This is a genomic window from Pseudomonas sp. GOM7, from assembly GCF_026723825.1.
Classification (GTDB): Bacteria; Pseudomonadota; Gammaproteobacteria; order Pseudomonadales; family Pseudomonadaceae; genus Aquipseudomonas.
In genome coordinates this window covers 2,611,648-2,628,251 of sequence record NZ_CP113519.1, presented here as the reverse complement: position 1 = coordinate 2,628,251, position 16,604 = coordinate 2,611,648, and the positions used below count along the sequence as shown (strand labels likewise).

General features: G+C 62.2%; 15 protein-coding genes. All 15 read left to right on the top strand.

All coding sequences use genetic code 11. The features are described 5' to 3' along the window. Positions 1-19: 19 nt before the first annotated feature. Positions 20-460 carry an NUDIX hydrolase gene (locus OU800_RS11920; RefSeq protein ID WP_268184049.1) on the top strand — a complete coding sequence of 147 codons (441 nt, stop codon included), beginning with the start codon at positions 20-22 and terminating at the stop codon, positions 458-460. Positions 461-647: 187 nt separating this feature from the next. Then, positions 648-1,760 carry a tRNA 2-thiouridine(34) synthase MnmA gene (gene mnmA / locus OU800_RS11915; RefSeq protein WP_268184048.1) on the top strand — a complete coding sequence of 371 codons (1,113 nt, stop codon included), beginning with the start codon at positions 648-650 and terminating at the stop codon, positions 1,758-1,760. Beyond that, complete coding sequence (hflD, locus tag OU800_RS11910) at positions 1,757-2,377, top strand: high frequency lysogenization protein HflD (protein ID WP_268184045.1); 621 nt, start codon at positions 1,757-1,759, stop codon at positions 2,375-2,377. Before mnmA ends, hflD begins: the two co-directional genes overlap by 4 nt. Beyond that, a complete protein-coding gene (locus OU800_RS11905; protein ID WP_268184043.1) occupies positions 2,378-3,274 on the top strand; it encodes a DMT family transporter in 897 nt (298 codons plus the stop codon). A gap of 182 nt (positions 3,275-3,456) precedes the next feature. Next, the gene (purB, locus tag OU800_RS11900) at positions 3,457-4,827 is read left to right on the top strand and encodes an adenylosuccinate lyase (RefSeq protein WP_268184040.1); all 1,371 of its coding nucleotides are present in this window, start codon (positions 3,457-3,459) and stop codon (positions 4,825-4,827) included. Between the two features lie 77 nt (positions 4,828-4,904). Further along, the gene (locus OU800_RS11895) at positions 4,905-6,071 is read left to right on the top strand and encodes a ribosomal protein uL16 3-hydroxylase (protein ID WP_268184038.1); all 1,167 of its coding nucleotides are present in this window, start codon (positions 4,905-4,907) and stop codon (positions 6,069-6,071) included. Then, on the top strand, positions 6,064-6,489 hold the full coding sequence (locus OU800_RS11890) for a GNAT family N-acetyltransferase (protein WP_268184035.1): 426 nt from the start codon (positions 6,064-6,066) through the stop codon (positions 6,487-6,489). The genes OU800_RS11895 and OU800_RS11890 overlap by 8 nt, the downstream gene beginning before the upstream one ends. 8 nt (positions 6,490-6,497) lie before the next feature. Further along, the gene (locus OU800_RS11885) at positions 6,498-7,139 is read left to right on the top strand and encodes a DUF7931 domain-containing protein (RefSeq protein ID WP_268184034.1); all 642 of its coding nucleotides are present in this window, start codon (positions 6,498-6,500) and stop codon (positions 7,137-7,139) included. Further along, a complete protein-coding gene (locus OU800_RS11880) occupies positions 7,136-7,945 on the top strand; it encodes a secretin N-terminal domain-containing protein (protein ID WP_268184032.1) in 810 nt (269 codons plus the stop codon). The genes OU800_RS11885 and OU800_RS11880 overlap by 4 nt, the downstream gene beginning before the upstream one ends. A 561-nt stretch (positions 7,946-8,506) precedes the next feature. Beyond that, entirely contained in the window at positions 8,507-10,102 is a 1,596-nt protein-coding gene (locus tag OU800_RS11875) for an isocitrate lyase (protein WP_268184031.1), read from the top strand. 266 nt (positions 10,103-10,368) lie between these two features. Next, complete coding sequence (locus tag OU800_RS11870) at positions 10,369-12,372, top strand: PhoX family protein (RefSeq protein WP_268184029.1); 2,004 nt, start codon at positions 10,369-10,371, stop codon at positions 12,370-12,372. Positions 12,373-13,151: 779 nt separating this feature from the next. Then, positions 13,152-13,565 (top strand): NADH-quinone oxidoreductase subunit A, encoded by a 414-nt coding sequence (locus OU800_RS11865; protein WP_024308132.1) that lies wholly within the window; start codon positions 13,152-13,154, stop codon positions 13,563-13,565. A gap of 10 nt (positions 13,566-13,575) precedes the next feature. After that, the gene (locus OU800_RS11860) at positions 13,576-14,253 is read left to right on the top strand and encodes a NuoB/complex I 20 kDa subunit family protein (RefSeq protein WP_268184028.1); all 678 of its coding nucleotides are present in this window, start codon (positions 13,576-13,578) and stop codon (positions 14,251-14,253) included. A gap of 63 nt (positions 14,254-14,316) precedes the next feature. After that, positions 14,317-16,098, top strand: coding sequence for an NADH-quinone oxidoreductase subunit C/D (gene nuoC, locus OU800_RS11855; protein ID WP_268184027.1), 1,782 nt, complete (start codon positions 14,317-14,319; stop codon positions 16,096-16,098). After that, on the top strand, positions 16,095-16,595 hold the full coding sequence (gene nuoE, locus OU800_RS11850; RefSeq protein ID WP_268184297.1) for an NADH-quinone oxidoreductase subunit NuoE: 501 nt from the start codon (positions 16,095-16,097) through the stop codon (positions 16,593-16,595). The genes nuoC and nuoE overlap by 4 nt, the downstream gene beginning before the upstream one ends. The last annotated feature ends 9 nt before the right edge of the window (positions 16,596-16,604 follow it).

Here is a 16,604-nt window from a genome sequence, read left to right as displayed (position 1 = left end):
TCCATCTGGAGCAAGCGAAATGCAGTGGCAACCCCATATCACCGTGGCCACGGTCATCGAAGACCAGGGCCGCTTCCTCTTCGTCGAGGAACTCAAGGCCGGTCGCCTGGTACTCAACCAGCCTGCCGGGCACCTAGAAGCCAACGAATCGCTGCGCCAGGCCGCGCTGCGCGAAACCCTCGAAGAAACCGGCTGGGACGTGGAGCTGACCGGCCTGACCGGCATCTATCTCTACACCGCGCCGAGCAACGGCGTGACCTACCAGCGCGTGTGCTTCAGCGCCCGCCCGTTGCGCCACGACCCCGAGCGCGAGCTGGACGCCGACATCAGCGGCATCACCTGGCTGACCCGCGACGAGCTGGCCGCCCAGCCCGAACGCTGGCGCAGCGAACTGGTACTGCGCTGCGTGGACGATTATCTGGCCGGCATCCGAGGTTCTCTGGAGCTGGTGCGCGATTGATCGTCAGCGCGCGCCTCGCGTAGGGTGCGCTGCGCGCACCACGAAATAGCGCAATGCCTACTTGGTGCGCACGGCGCACCCTACGGCGCAAGGGCACCCGCCTCGATCACCCTGGATTTCATCCGGGCTATGGGGGCAGGCTTTCTGGTAGACTCGTCAGTTTTTCAGGCTTCACTCGCAGACTCCCATGCAAGCACCTAGCACCCAACGCGTGATCGTCGGCATGTCCGGCGGCGTCGATTCGTCCGTTTCCGCCCTGCTACTGTTGGAGCAGGGTTACCAGGTCGAAGGCCTGTTCATGAAGAACTGGGACGAAGACGACGGCACCGAATACTGCACCGCCATGGATGACCTGGCCGACGCCCAGGCCGTATGCGACCGCATCGGCATCAAGCTGCATACCGCCAACTTCGCCGCCGAATACTGGGACAACGTGTTCGAGCACTTCCTGGCCGAATACAAGGCCGGACGCACGCCTAACCCGGACATCCTCTGCAACCGCGAAATCAAGTTCAAGGCCTTCCTCGACTACGCCCTGAGCCTGGGCGCTGACCTGATTGCCACCGGCCACTACGTGCGCCGCCGCGACATCGAGGGCCGTACCGAACTGCTCAAGGGGCTGGATCCGAACAAGGATCAGAGCTACTTCCTGCACGCCGTCGGCGGCGAGCAGATCGCCAAGACCCTGTTCCCGGTCGGGGAACTGGAAAAGCCGCAAGTGCGGGCAATCGCCGAGAAATACGAGCTGGCCACGGCGAAGAAGAAGGACTCCACCGGCATCTGCTTCATCGGCGAACGCCGTTTCAGCGACTTCCTCAAGCAGTACCTGCCGGCCCAACCGGGCGACATCGAGACCACCGATGGCCAGGTCATCGGCCGTCATCATGGCCTGATGTACCACACCATCGGTCAACGCCAAGGCCTGGGTATTGGCGGCATGAAGGATGCCGGCGACGAGCCCTGGTACGTACTGCGCAAGGATCTGACCCGCAACGTGCTGATCGTCGGCCAAGGCAACGAGCACCCCTGGCTGTTCTCCCGCGCCCTGCTCGCCTCGGACATCTACTGGGTCAACCCGGTGGATCTGAGCACCCCGCGGCGCCTGAGCGCAAAGGTGCGTTATCGCCAGAGCGATCAGAACTGTACCCTGGAGAGAACCGAGAACGGCTATCGCGCCCTGTTCGACGAGCCCCAGCGCGCCGTTACCCCGGGCCAGTCCGTGGTGTTCTACGACGGCGAGGTGTGCCTGGGTGGCGGTGTGATCGAAACCGCCGAAGCTTGCCAAGAGGGTGCTCGATGACCCCGATTCAGGAGCAATTGGTCGCCCTCGGCGCCGTCTTCGAGGCCGCCGTGCTGGCGGACCGGATCGCCCGCACCGGCCAGATCAGCGAAGCGTCGCTGGGCTGCATGCTCGGCAGCCTTCTCGTCCGTGATCCGCAAAGCACACTGGACGTCTACGGTGGCGACGACCTCAACCTGCGTGACGGCTATCGCGCTCTGATCAGCGCCCTGGAACGCAACCCGTCGGCCCTGCAGCGCGAACCACTGCGCTATTCCCTGGCGCTGATCGGCCTGGAGCGACAACTGGACAAACGCAGCGACATGCTGGAAATCATGGGCAGCCGCCTGGATCAGATCCAGCAACAGGTCGAGCACTTCGGCCTGGTGCATGACAACGTTATCGCGGCTTGTGGTGGCCTGTACCAGGACACCATCAGCACCTTCCGCCAGCGCATTCAGGTGCATGGCGACATGCGTTTCCTGCAGCAGCCGAACAACGCCGCGAAGATCCGCGCCCTGCTGCTTGCCGGCATTCGTTCGGCCCGCCTGTGGCGCCAACTCGGTGGGCATCGCTGGCAACTGGTATTCAGTCGCGGCAAGTTGCTCAAGGAACTCTACGCCCTGATGCGCGCCTGAATGAGCGCCCCGACTCGCAGCAGCAGACCGCTGCAGGGCGCCCTCCTGCTGGCCATATCCGCCCTGCTGTTCGCCTTTACCGGCGTCGGCATCCGCGAGATTTCCGCCAGCGTCAACAACGAGTCGGTGGTGTTCTTCCGCAATCTGGTGGGCGTGCTGTTCTTTCTGCCACTGCTGTTGGTGCGCGGGGTCAGGCCACTGCGCACCACTCGTCTGAAATCTCACCTGTGGCGCACCACCTACGGCCTGGCGGCGATGTACTGCTTCTTCTACGCCATCGCCCACCTGCCGCTGGCCGACGCCATGCTGTTCACCTACTCGGCACCGGTGTTCACTCCGCTGATCGCTCATTTCTGGCTCAAGGAGCCGCTGACTCGACGCATGCTCATCAGCAGCCTGATCGGTCTGTGCGGTGTGGCCCTGGTGGCCAAACCCAGCGCCGCTCTGTTCGAGGGCGAAGCATTGGTCGGCCTGGCCGCCAGCCTGCTGGCCGCCTTCGCTTTCGTGTCCATCCGCGAGATGAGCGACAGCGAGCCAGCCACGCGCATCGTCTTCTATTTCTCGCTGTTCAGTGCGCTGTTTTCCGCCATTCCCTTGTCTTGGAGTTGGCAACCACTGGATGCCAACCAGCTTGGTTGGCTGCTGGGCATTGGCCTACTGGCCACCGCCAGCCAGGTGATCATGTCGCGCGCCTATGGCCTGGCACCGCCTGGGCTGATCGGCCCAGTCGCCTACCTGGCCATCGTCTTCGCCGGCCTCATCGCCTGGCTATTGTGGGGCGAGACGCCGGACAACCTCTCGCTGCTCGGCGCGGCATTCATCTTCGCCGCCAGCCTGCTTCCCATCAGCCGCAAGCGACAAGCTGCAAGTAACAGCAAGAACCGCAGCATTTCCTGAGCGGGTTCTACTTGCCGCTTGAAGCTTGAAGCTTGAAGCTTGCGGCTGCTCTTTCATGTACAATATGCGCCCTTTTCGTCAGAGGCCATCCAGGCGCCTGAGCTAGAGCCCGCTTCAATGAGGCAGGCGTCATGCGCAGAGCCTCGGATGACCTATCAGCCCGACAGCCCGAGAACGCCCACATGCAGCTTTCCTCGCTCACCGCGGTTTCCCCCGTCGACGGCCGCTACGCCGGCAAAACCAGCGCCCTGCGCCCCATCTTCAGCGAATACGGCCTGATCCGTAGCCGCGTCCTGGTCGAAGTGCGCTGGCTGCAGCGCCTGGCCGCCCACGAAGGCATCCCGGAAGTCGCGCCCTTCTCCGCCGAAGCCAACGCCCTGCTCAACGAGCTGGCAGAGAACTTCGCCGTCGAGCACGCCGAGCGCGTCAAGGAAATCGAGCGCACCACCAACCACGACGTCAAGGCCGTGGAGTACCTGCTCAAGGAGCAGGCCGCCAAGCTGCCGGAACTGGACAAGGTCAGCGAGTTCATCCACTTCGCCTGCACCAGCGAGGACATCAACAACCTGTCCCACGCCCTGATGCTGCGCGAAGGCCGTGACAGCGTGCTGCTGCCGCTGATGAAGCAACTGGCAGGTGCCATTCGTGAACTGGCCGTCAAATTCGCTGACGTGCCGATGCTCTCGCGCACCCACGGCCAGCCAGCCTCGCCCACCACTCTGGGCAAAGAACTGGCCAACGTCGTCTACCGCCTGGAGCGGCAGATCGCCCAGGTCGCCGCCGTGCCGTTGCTGGGCAAGATCAACGGCGCCGTGGGCAACTACAACGCCCACCTGTCGGCCTACCCGAGCATCGACTGGGAGGCCAATGCCCGTCAGTTCATCGAAAACGACCTGGGCCTCTCCTGGAACCCCTACACCACCCAGATCGAGCCGCACGACTACATCGCCGAGCTGTTCGACGCCATCGCCCGCTTCAACACCATCCTCATCGACTTCGATCGCGACGTCTGGGGCTACATTTCCCTCGGTTACTTCAAGCAGAAGACCGTGGCCGGCGAGATCGGCTCCTCGACCATGCCGCACAAGGTCAACCCGATCGACTTCGAGAACTCCGAAGGTAATCTGGGCATCGCCAACGCCATCTTCCAGCACCTGGCCAGCAAGTTGCCGATATCCCGCTGGCAGCGCGATCTGACCGACTCCACCGTGCTGCGCAACCTGGGTGTCGGCTTCGCTCACAGCGTCATCGCCTATGAGGCAAGCCTCAAGGGAATCAGCAAGTTGGAGCTCAATGCTCAGCGAATTGCTGAAGATCTGGATGCCTGCTGGGAAGTGCTCGCCGAGCCGATCCAGACCGTGATGCGCCGCTACGCCATTGAGAACCCCTATGAAAAGCTCAAGGAATTGACCCGCGGCAAGGGCATCAGCGCCGAAGCGCTGCAAGCTTTCATCGACGGTCTGGACATGCCGACCGCCGCCAAGGAAGAGCTCAAGCAACTGACTCCGGCGCGCTATATCGGTAACGCCGTGGCTCAGGCCAAGCGTATCTGAGTACACCAGCCTCGAGGACGCCCGGCTGAGCCGGGCGTTTTTGTTTAAAGGTTTTTATCCATTTCAAGGGCTTATCGATGAATCCTGATACTCCGCTGCAGTTGCTGGGTGGCCTCACAGCCCGTGAATTCCTGCGTGACTACTGGCAGAAGAAGCCGCTGCTGGTGCGCCAGGCCATTCCTGACTTCGAGAGTCCGATCAGCCCGGACGAACTGGCCGGCCTGGCGCTGGAAGAAGAAGTCGAGTCGCGCCTGGTGATCGAGCATGGCGAGCGCCCCTGGGAGCTGCAGCGCGGCCCATTCAACGAAGACACCTTCCAGACGCTGCCCGAGCGTGACTGGACCCTGCTGGTGCAAGCCGTCGACCAGTTCGTCCCGGAAGTGGCCGAACTGCTGGAAGACTTCAAGTTCCTGCCCAAGTGGCGCATCGACGACCTGATGATCAGTTTCGCCGCCCCTGGTGGCGGCGTCGGCCCGCATTTCGACAACTACGACGTATTCCTGCTGCAGGCTCACGGCCATCGCCGCTGGCAGATTGGCCAGATGTGCGATGCCGACAGCCCGCTGCTCCCCCACGCCGATCTGAAGATCCTGGCTCAATTCGACCCAACCGATGAATGGGTGCTGGCACCCGGCGACATGCTCTACCTGCCGCCCTGCCTCGCCCACTGTGGCACCGCTGAGGATGATTGCATGACCTATTCCGTGGGCTTCCGCGCGCCAAGCGCCGCCGAAGTACTGACCCATTTCACTGACTTCCTCGGCCAGTTCCTGCCCGACGAAGAGCGCTACAGCGATGCCGACATCCAGCCCAGCGAGGATCCCAACCAGATCCAGCGCGACGCCCTGGAGCGTCTCAAGGCCTTGCTCAACGAACACATGAGCGACGAGCGTCTGCTGATGACCTGGTTCGGCCAGTTCATGACCGAACCCAAGTATCCGGAGCTGGTCGCCGGCATCGAGATCGAGGAGGAAGACTTCCTCGGCGCCTTGGAAGACGGCGCGATCCTCATCCGCAACCCCAGCGCGCGCATGGCGTGGTCGGAAGTGGGTGAAGACCTGGTGCTGTTCGCCAGCGGCCAGAGCCGCTTGGTTTCGACCAACCTGCGCGAGCTGCTGAAGCTGATCTGCAGCGCCGATGCGTTACATGTGGAAAACCTCGGCGCCTGGCTGGCCGACGACGAGGGGCGTACCCTGCTGTGGGAACTGGTCAAACAGGGCAGCCTGGGGTTTGCCGATGAGTGAGATCACCGTTCGCGTGGCGGATTGGTACCGAGACAGCGCCGAACTCCGCCGTATCCGCGACACCGTCTTCGTCGCCGAGCAATCGGTACCGCCCGAGCTGGAATGGGACGCCGAGGATGCCGAAGCGGTGCACTTCCTCGCCGAGGAAGGTGATTACGCCGTGGGCACCGCGCGTCTGCTACCGGATGGACATATCGGTCGTGTCTCGGTACTCAAGGACTGGCGCGGCCTCAAGGTTGGCGAGACGCTGATGCAGGCGGTGATCGCCGAAGCGGAAAAACGCGGCCTGCATCAGCAAATGCTCACCGCTCAGGTGCACGCCACGCCGTTCTATGAAAGGCTAGGCTTCAGGATTGTCAGCGACGAGTACCTCGACGCCGGCATACCGCACGTCGATATGGTGCGCACCAGCCAATAGAGAAGCAGATGAACGACAAACACGTCCCGGCCGACACAATCGATACGCCAGAATCCATGGAAATGGCGGCCATCGAATTTCAGTCGCCGGGGCGTTTTGCCGTGCACAATCCAGAGCCCGTCACGCCAGAGGCGAGGCAGTGGGATGCTGCTCCCTTCATCCTTGGTCAGCATGAGCGCCTGGAGCGTTTCAGCCAGCCGCCGGAAGCTTGCGCCCACGTTCTGGCACTGATGCAGCAGGCGCAACGCAGCCTGTGCCTGTACAGCGACGACCTGGAGCCCTGGCTCTACAACCATGGCAGTGTGCAGCAAGCCTGCAGTCGCTTTCTGCTGGCAAGCCCGCGGGCACGCCTGCGCATCCTGTTGCGCGATACGAGCCGCGCCGTGAAGGAAGGCCATCGCCTGCTCGCCCTATCGCGGCGACTGTCTTCCAACCTGCATATCCGCAAGCTCAATCCTGATTACCCCAGTCTCGAGCAAAGCTATCTGATTGCTGACGACAGCGGTTTGCTGCTGCGCCCAGAACTCGATCAGCATGCCGGTTACGCCGTCTACGCCGATCCGGCGCGCGTGCGTCAACATCGGACCCAGTTCGACCAGGCCTGGGACACCAGCATTACCGACCCCGATCTGCGGAGCTTCCTGCTATGACCCTGCGTAAGCTGCTCACTGCCCTGCTGCTCTGCCTGTGCCTGCCCCTGCAGGCGGCCACGGAGGTGATTCCGCTGAACTACCGCACCGCCGACGAGGTGCTCGGCGTGGTGCAGTCGATGCTCGGCAGCGAGGGCAAGGTCAGCGCCTATGGCAACCAACTGATCGTCAATGCGCCGCCGGCCAAGATCGGCGAAGTACGCGTACTGCTACAGCAGCTCGATACCCGCCCACGGCGCCTGCTGATCACCGTGGAAAGCGCCGATAGCAGCCAGCAGAACGACCGCGGCTATGGCGTCGACGGCAGCCTCAGTGCCGGTAACGCCGAGGTGCAGATCGGCCGTGGCGAAGTCAACGGCCGTGACCAAGTCCGCATCATCCGCCGCAGCACCGACAGCCGTGGCGGTGGCACCCAGCAGGTGCAGGCCACCGAAGGCTATCCGGCGCTGATCCAGGTGGGCCAGAGCGTGCCCTTGACCAGCACCCGCACCGGCCCCTACGGCCAGGTCTATCAGGACACTCAGTATCGCGACGTGACCCGCGGCTTCTACGTGACAGCAAGCCTCTCCGGCGAACTGGTACACCTCACCATCAGCAGTCAGCGTGATCGGCTCAGCAACAGCCGGCCGGGCGCGATCGACGTGCAGAGCACCGATACCCGTGTCAGCGGCCGTCTCGGCGAGTGGATGACCCTGGGCGGCGTCAGCGAGCAAAGCAGCTCCGGCGAGAGCGACGTCCTGCGCCGCTACAGCACCCAAGGGCGTGAAGACATGTCCCTGCGCATCAAGGTCGAAGCCCTCGACTGATATCTCCGACCAAAGTCCAATGCCCCTGCCCCTCTGGAAGCATGGACAAGTCGCGCAACCCCTGAAAGCCCTGAAACGCCCGCCCCATGCGGCGCGGTGCGTGACCGACCAGTCGTCTACTGAATATGTAGTAGTCCGAAAAAAGCACTACAAAACGTTTGACGAAGCACCTGACGAGAGGCATGATGGCTTCGCTCCCGCTAGCCAGGGGTCCTGAAAAGGATCTCCAGATCGCCAACGAAGCACTTCGTAGCGGTCCGTGTCCCAACAGCCCACAAGGCCGTACGACGAGGTTGCGACTGGAACGAAGTTGTCCTGAGGGACGGGGAAGCGTCAAGTAACAGACAGATCGCCAGGCTCAGCACTGCGCCAAGGGTTTCCACGAGCCCGAAGCCTGTAGCAACCTGCGACCTGCTCGCCTGCCCCCCCTCCTCGCAGTACAACCTCGCCTTTCAGCCGTTTTCTCGCCGTCGAAGTGGTAGCCGCCCGCAGCCGTCGCATTCATGCGCGTCTAGAGTGGGTAGTTGGTGCTCAAACAACACATTCTTTGAAGGATTGACCATGTCCGCATATCAAAACGACATCAAGGCTGTAGCCGCTCTGAAAGAGAAGTTCGGCAGCAGCTGGAGCGCTATCAACCCCGAGTCCGTCGCCCGTATGCGCGCCCAGAACCGCTTCAAGACTGGTCTGGAAATCGCTCAGTACACCGCTGACATCATGCGCAAGGACATGGAAGAGTACGACGCCGACTCCTCCCTCTACACCCAGTCCCTGGGCTGCTGGCACGGCTTCATCGGTCAGCAGAAGCTGATTTCGATCAAGAAGCACCTGAAGACCACCAACAAGAAATACCTGTACCTGTCCGGCTGGATGGTCGCCGCCCTGCGCTCGGACTTCGGCCCGCTGCCGGATCAGTCGATGCACGAGAAGACCGCCGTCTCCGACCTGATCGAAGAGCTGTACACCTTCCTGCGTCAGGCCGACAGCCGCGAGCTGGATCTGCTGTTCACCGCGCTGGATGCCGCTCGCGAAGCCGGCGACCAGGCCAAGGCTGCCGAGATCCAGAACCAGATCGACAACTTCGAGACCCATATCGTCCCGATCATTGCCGACATCGACGCGGGCTTCGGTAACCCGGAAGCCACCTACCTGCTGGCCAAGCGCATGATCGAAGCCGGTGCCTGCTGCATCCAGATCGAGAACCAGGTTTCCGACGAGAAACAGTGCGGTCACCAGGACGGTAAAGTGACCGTTCCCCACGCCGACTTCCTCGCCAAGATCGCTGCCGTTCGCTATGCCTTCCTCGAGCTGGGCATCGACAACGGCGTGATCGTCGCCCGTACCGACTCCCTGGGCGCCGGCCTGACCAAGCAGATCGCCGTCACCAACAAGCCGGGCGACCTGGGCGACCTGTACAACTCCTTCCTCGATTGCGAAGAAATCTCCGAAGCCGAGCTGGGCAACGGCGACGTCGTGATCAAGCGCGAAGGCAAACTGCTGCGTCCCAAGCGCCTGCCGTCCAACCTGTTCCAGTTCCGCAAGGGCACTGGCGAAGATCGCTGCGTACTGGACTGCATCACCAGTCTGCAGAACGGCGCCGACCTGCTGTGGATCGAGACCGAGAAGCCGCACGTTGGCCAGATCAAGGGCATGGTTGATCGCATCCGCGAAGTCATCCCGAACGCCAAGCTGGTCTATAACAACAGCCCGTCCTTCAACTGGACCCTGAACTTCCGTCAGCAGGTGTTCGACACCATGGTTGCCGAAGGCAAGGACGTGTCCGCCTACGACCGCGCCAAGCTGATGAGCGTGGAATACGACGAGACCGAACTGGCCAAGCTGGCCGACGAGAAGATCCGTACCTTCCAGCGCGACGGTTCGGCCCATGCCGGCATCTTCCACCACCTGATCACCCTGCCGACCTACCACACTGCGGCTCTGTCCACCGACAACCTGGCCAAGGGCTACTTCGCCGACCAGGGCATGCTGGCCTACGTCAAGGGCGTGCAGCGTCAGGAAATCCGTCAGGGCATCGCCTGCGTCAAGCACCAGAACATGGCTGGCTCCGACATCGGCGACAACCACAAGGAGTACTTCGCTGGCGAAGCTGCTCTGAAAGCCAGTGGTAAAGACAACACCATGAACCAGTTCCATTAAGAACGGTTCCCCGCAGCGGGCCACGCACCCGCTGCGCCTTTTGCCTAATCCGCCCCGGCTTGCCGGGGCTTTTTTATGCCTGGCGGTATCGCAAACGTCTCTGCCGGCGTCCTTCGGCGCCCCCAAAGAAGCAGTACCAACCCAGTGGTTTATTGCCCCCCTTCTCCATGCTTTTTTGTGCAGCAGCGCACAGCGTCTGTCACTATTCCGTCGCTTTACTTGGTTAGCGTCATGGCTCCGTCGATCAGCCTAACCAGGAGCCCTCCGTGCGTAATCAAAAAGAGCAAGACGTGCTATTCGGCAATGGTGATGAACCGCTTAGCAATACGTCCGATAACCCCCATATCCATGACCTCATCGAAGCCGGTCTGAGCCGCCGCCAGGTGGTAGCCGGCGGTGCTGCGCTCGGCGTCATGGGTTTTCTCGGTGTTGCCCTGCCCGGCAGCGCCGAGGCCGCCAGCAATCCGCTCAAGGATCTGCTCGAACGCCTGAAAAAGCGCAACAAGCGTCTGCCATTCGATCCGGTGGCGGTTACCCGAGCGGATACCATCACCGTGCCAGCCGGTTACCGGGCTAGTGCTTTCATCCCCTGGGGCACGCCAATTCGTGGCAGCTTCCCGGCATTTCTCGAAAACGCCGGCAACAGTGCCGCCGATCAGGCCGACCAGACCGGCATGCACCATGACGGCATGCACTTCTTCCCCATCGATGGTCAGCGCGGTGGCGGCCACAAGAGCGACCACGGTCTGTTGGTGCTTAACCACGAATATATCGATGCCCAACTTCTGCACCCCAACGGCCCGACGCTGGTCGGCGGCATGCGCAGCAACGCCGATGAAGTGCGCAAGGAAATCAACGCCCATGGCGTTTCAGTGGTTGAGGTGCGCCGCACGCGCGGCCAGTGGGAGGTGCTGCCCAGCGCGCGCAACCGTCGCATCACGGGCGCTACACCGATGCAGATCAGCGGCCCCGCACGCGGTCACGCCCTGCTCAGGACCCGCTACAGCCCTGACGGCACTGCCACTCGCGGCACACTGAACAACTGTGCCAATGGCTTCACGCCCTGGGGTACCTACCTGACCTGCGAGGAAAACTGGGCCGGCTATTTCGCCAGTGGCGACGCAGATCGCCCGCGCGAGATGACCCGCTACGGCGTGGGCAGCGCCAGCCGCTACGGCTGGGATCACCTGGCCGGTGACGAATTCCAGCGTTTCAATGCCACCCGCCTGGCCGCCGATGCCAATGGCGACTATCGCAACGAGCCGAATCACTTCGGCTGGATCGTCGAGATCGACCCCTTCGCACCGGAATCCGCCCCGGTCAAGCGTACCGCCCTGGGACGTTTCGCCCACGAGGGCCTGGTGTTCGCGCCGGTCAAGCCGGGCCGTCCGGTGGTCTGCTATTCCGGCGACGACTCGCAGAACGAGTACATCTACAAGTTCGTCAGTCGCGGCAGGTACATACCGGGTCGCAGCAACGGCAGCCTGCTCGACGAGGGCACTCTTTACGTGGCGCGCTTCAAGGCCAACGGCAAGGGCGAGTGGCTGGCACTGGATATCAAGAACAAGGCTTTCCAGGCCGCCTGCGAGGCCGCCGGGGTAAGCTTCGCCGACCAGGGCGAAGTGCTGATCAACACCCGCCTGGCTGCCGACATCGTCGGCGCCACCAAGATGGATCGCCCGGAATGGGGCGCGGTGAACCCGAACAACGGCGACGTCTACTTCACCCTCACCAACAACAGTTCGCGCACCGTGGTCGATGCAGCCAACCCGCGTCCGGCCAATGCCTATGGCCACATCATCCGCTGGCGCGAGCAGAGCCGCGACTATGCCGGCCGCGAGTTCGTCTGGAGCCTGTTCCTGCTGGCAGGCCCAGAGAACGACAGCCTCGACCTCAACGGCAAGCCGCTGACCGCCGACAATCGCCTGGCCAGCCCGGATGGCCTGTGGTTCGATGAGGACGGTCGCCTGTGGATTCAGACCGACATGAGCGGCAGCCAGCTCGCCAGCGGGCCATTCGGCAACAACCAGATGCTGGTGGCCGAACCGACCACCGGTGAGATGAAGCGCTTCCTGGTTGGCCCCGTGGGTTGTGAGGTCACCGGTATCACTGCCACGCCGGACTTCCGCACGCTGTTCGTCAATATCCAGCATCCGGGTGAAGGCTCCACACCAACGAATTTCCGCAGCACCTGGCCGGACGGCCCCGGCCGTCGCCCACGCTCGGCCACAGTGATCGTCACGCGCGAAGACGGTAAGCCGCTGTTCTAAGCCTGTCGCAGGCCCCCTCTCCCGTGCAGGGCGAGGGGGCCTCCTCTGTGCCGCCGACAGGCTGAAAACAACCGACTGCAGAACGCGGCAAGCGGCTTGAACAGCTAAAACGAGCACACGCCTGGACGGTCATTGCGACCGCACCCATCACCCTAACCTTCCTGTCGTCATGACAGAAAAATTACTTTTTCTTATATAAAAAAGCTATTAATGCACTTAATGCATTAAAAATGCCGCCTGCCATCTCCTTGCAGAGAGCGAGTCTCAACACGAACGAAAGGGTTTTATTAGCATTCGTCCGCGCAATTTTTCTTCTGCTACCTTTAATCCTAGGAGCAGTGCGGATTTTGCTGCGAAAGTTTCGTTCGTCCATCGGTATTGCTTCCAAAGTATGCTCGCGCGCCGCCGCCAAGTCTCGGACAATACTGACCGTTAAGCCCTTCGAGCGGCGTTACCAGTGCAGCACGCCCCCGATTCAGAGCGGTGAACGCGACAGAGTGTTGCATGGGTGCAACGAGGCAATGCAGGTGCGTAAAACAATGAACCTATCCGCCGCGCGCCAATCTGCAACATCAGGCTCCTTGTGATGAGCGCTTGGCTGCAAGCGAGCCACAGGGCAAGGGTTTTGACACAAAGAAGACCGAATTTATTTGACGCTGGAAATTTACTTATGCCGTTCATCGGGCATAGAATTGTTTTCAGGATTTTTCAGAGCCCGTGCAGCCTGCGCGGCTCCATCATGAATAATAGAAGCCGTCTCTTTACCAAGGGGTACCGGCATGCCTGATGCGGTAACGACCATGTCCCAGAACTGGGCTTTCGCTGTCTTCTTGCTGGGTGTCTGCGGGCTCATTGCCTTCATGCTCGGCCTTTCCAGTCTGCTCGGCAGCAAGGCCTGGGGACGTAGCAAGAACGAGCCTTTCGAGTCGGGCATGCTTCCTACCGGCAGCGCGCGTCTGCGCCTGTCAGCCAAGTTCTATCTGGTCGCGATGCTCTTCGTGATCTTCGACGTTGAAGCCCTCTATCTCTTCGCTTGGGCAGTCTCGGTGCGCGAAAGCGGCTGGGCGGGCCTGATCGAAGCTACAGTTTTCATAGCAATTCTGTTGGCAGGTCTTGTCTATCTTTGGCGTATCGGGGCGCTCGATTGGGCACCGCAGGGACGTCGTGAACGGCAGGCGAAGCTAAAACAATGAGGCTTTGGCGATGCAATACAAACTTACTCGGGTCGACCCGAATGCGCCCAATGAGGCGTATCCGATCGGCCAGCGGGAGGTCGTCTCCGACCCGCTGCTAGAGGATCAGGTTCACAAGAACATCTACATGGGCAAGCTCTCGGACGTGCTTAACGGCGCGGTCAACTGGGGGCGCAAGAATTCCTTGTGGCCGTACAACTTCGGCCTGTCCTGCTGCTATGTGGAAATGACCACCGCCTTCACCGCCCCGCACGACATCGCGCGTTTCGGTGCGGAAGTCATTCGCGCATCCCCCCGCCAGGCCGACTTCATGGTCATCGCCGGCACCTGCTTCATCAAGATGGCGCCGGTCATCCAGCGTCTCTACGAGCAGATGCTGGAACCCAAGTGGGTCATCTCCATGGGTTCATGCGCCAACTCCGGCGGCATGTACGACATCTACTCGGTCGTTCAGGGCGTGGACAAGTTCCTCCCCGTGGACGTCTACATTCCCGGCTGCCCGCCCCGTCCGGAGGCGTTCCTGCAAGGCTTGATGCTGCTGCAGGAATCCATCGGCCAGGAGCGCCGCCCGCTATCCTGGGTCGTTGGCGATCAAGGCATCTACCGTGCCGAAATGCCTTCGCAGAAGGAACAGCGCCGCGAGCAGCGAATCGCCGTTACCAACCTGCGTAGCCCCGACGAAGTCTGAGCCGATGCTTGCCTGCGCAAGCGTCATGCCCACTTTCTACGTTGATCGACAGCGACCGAGACCATGACTCAAGACACCGTTGTGTCCATACCGCCTTACAAGGCTGACGACCAGGACGTCGTCACCGAACTTCAAGCCCGCTTTGGCGAAGACAGCTTCACCCTGCAAGCGACGCGCACCGGCATGCCGGTACTCTGGGTCGCCCGTGAGCGCCTCATCGACGTGCTCACCTGCCTGCGCAACCTGCCGCGCCCCTACGTGATGCTCTATGACCTGCATGGCATCGACGAGCGCCTGCGCACCCAGCGTCGCGGCCTGCCGGACGCCGACTTCACGGTGTTCTATCACCTGATGTCGCTGGAGCGTAACAGTGACGTGATGATCAAGGTCGCCTTGTCCGAGCGCGACCTCAACCTGCCCAGCGCCACCGGCATCTGGCCCAACGCCAACTGGTACGAGCGCGAAGTCTGGGATCTGTACGGCATCACCTTCAGCGGCCACCCACACCTGAGCCGCATCATGATGCCGCCGACCTGGGAAGGTCACCCGCTGCGCAAGGACTACCCGGCGCGCGCCACCGAATTCGATCCGTTCAGCCTGACCCTGGCCAAGCAACAGCTTGAGGAAGAAGCTGCGCGCTTCCGCCCTGAAGACTGGGGCATGAAACGCGGCGGTGAGCACGAGGACTACATGTTCCTCAACCTCGGCCCCAACCACCCATCGGCGCATGGTGCCTTCCGCATCATCCTGCAGCTCGACGGCGAAGAGATCGTCGATTGCGTGCCGGAGATCGGCTACCACCACCGTGGCGCCGAAAAGATGGCCGAACGGCAGAGCTGGCACAGCTTCATCCCCTACACAGACCGCATCGACTACCTCGGCGGGGTGATGAACAACCTGCCCTACGTGCTTTCGGTGGAGAAGCTGGCCGGCATCAAGGTGCCGGCCCGTGTCGACTTCATCCGCGTGATGCTCGCCGAGTTCTTCCGCATCACCAGCCATTTGCTGTTCCTCGGTACCTACATCCAGGACGTTGGCGCAATGACCCCGGTGTTCTTCACCTTCACCGACCGCCAACGCGCCTACAAGGTGATCGAAGCCATCACCGGCTTCCGCCTGCACCCGGCCTGGTACCGCATCGGCGGCGTCGCCCACGACCTGCCGCGCGGCTGGGACAAGCTGGTCAAGGAATTCGTCGACTGGCTGCCCAAACGCCTCGACGAATACGAGAAGGCGGCGCTGAAGAACAGCATCCTCAAGGCCCGTACCATAGGCGTGGCGCAATACAACACCAAGGAAGCGCTGGAATGGGGCACCACCGGTGCCGGCTTGCGCGCTACCGGTTGCGACTTCGACCTGCGCAAGGCACGCCCCTACTCCGGCTACGAGCACTTCGAGTTCGAGGTGCCGCTGGCGGCCAATGGCGATGCCTATGACCGCTGCATGGTGCGGGTGGAGGAGATGCGCCAGAGCATCCGCATCATCGATCAGTGCCTGAAGAACATGCCGGAAGGCCCGTACAAGGCCGATCACCCGCTGACCACGCCGCCGCCGAAAGAGCGCACGCTGCAGCACATCGAAACCCTGATCACCCACTTCCTGCAGGTTTCCTGGGGCCCGGTCATGCCGGCCAACGAAGCCTTCCAGATGATCGAGGCGACCAAGGGCATCAACAGCTACTACCTGACGAGCGACGGCAGCACCATGAGCTACCGCACCCGGATTCGCACCCCCAGCTTCGCCCACCTGCAGCAGATCCCCTCGGTGATCCGCGGCAGCATGGTGGCGGATCTGATCGCCTATCTTGGCAGTATCGACTTCGTCATGGCCGACGTGGACCGCTGATCATGAGCACGCTAATTCAGACCGACCGTTTCACCCTCAGCGAAACCGAGCGCTCGGCCATCGAGCACGAGATGCATCACTACGAAGACCCGCGCGCCGCCAGCATCGAGGCGCTGAAGATCGTGCAGAAGGCACGCGGCTGGGTGCCGGACGGTGCCGCTGACGCCATTGGCGAAATTCTCGGCATCCCGGCCAGCGACGTCGAGGGCGTGGCCACTTTCTACAGCCAGATCTTCCGCCAGCCGGTGGGCCGCCACGTGATCCGCGTGTGCGACAGCATGACCTGCTACATCGGCGGCCATGAATCGGTGGTCAGTGAGATGCAGAAGCAGCTCGGCATCGGCCTTGGCCAGACCACCAGCGACAATCGCTTCACCCTGCTGCCGGTGTGTTGCCTGGGCAACTGCGACAAGGCTCCTGCGCTGATGATCGACGACGACACCTTCGGCGACGTCCAACCTGACGGCGTCGCCAAGCTGCTGGAGGACTATCCATGAGTCGGCGCA

Bases quoted from the DNA above. Each gene is read 5' to 3' on its own strand.
- OU800_RS11890 (WP_268184035.1), top strand. From the start codon at position 6,064: ATGAGTGAGATCACCGTTCGCGTGGCGGATTGGTACCGAGACAGCGCC.
- OU800_RS11880 (WP_268184032.1), top strand. From the start codon at position 7,136: ATGACCCTGCGTAAGCTGCTCACTGCCCTGCTGCTCTGCCTGTGCCTG.
- OU800_RS11895 (WP_268184038.1), top strand. From the start codon at position 4,905: ATGAATCCTGATACTCCGCTGCAGTTGCTGGGTGGCCTCACAGCCCGT.
- mnmA (WP_268184048.1), top strand. From the start codon at position 648: ATGCAAGCACCTAGCACCCAACGCGTGATCGTCGGCATGTCCGGCGGC.
- hflD (WP_268184045.1), top strand. From the start codon at position 1,757: ATGACCCCGATTCAGGAGCAATTGGTCGCCCTCGGCGCCGTCTTCGAG.
- OU800_RS11905 (WP_268184043.1), top strand. From the start codon at position 2,378: ATGAGCGCCCCGACTCGCAGCAGCAGACCGCTGCAGGGCGCCCTCCTG.
- OU800_RS11860 (WP_268184028.1), top strand. From the start codon at position 13,576: ATGCAATACAAACTTACTCGGGTCGACCCGAATGCGCCCAATGAGGCG.
- OU800_RS11865 (WP_024308132.1), top strand. From the start codon at position 13,152: ATGCCTGATGCGGTAACGACCATGTCCCAGAACTGGGCTTTCGCTGTC.
- OU800_RS11885 (WP_268184034.1), top strand. From the start codon at position 6,498: ATGAACGACAAACACGTCCCGGCCGACACAATCGATACGCCAGAATCC.
- OU800_RS11875 (WP_268184031.1), top strand. From the start codon at position 8,507: ATGTCCGCATATCAAAACGACATCAAGGCTGTAGCCGCTCTGAAAGAG.
- OU800_RS11920 (WP_268184049.1), top strand. From the start codon at position 20: ATGCAGTGGCAACCCCATATCACCGTGGCCACGGTCATCGAAGACCAG.
- nuoC (WP_268184027.1), top strand. From the start codon at position 14,317: ATGACTCAAGACACCGTTGTGTCCATACCGCCTTACAAGGCTGACGAC.
- purB (WP_268184040.1), top strand. From the start codon at position 3,457: ATGCAGCTTTCCTCGCTCACCGCGGTTTCCCCCGTCGACGGCCGCTAC.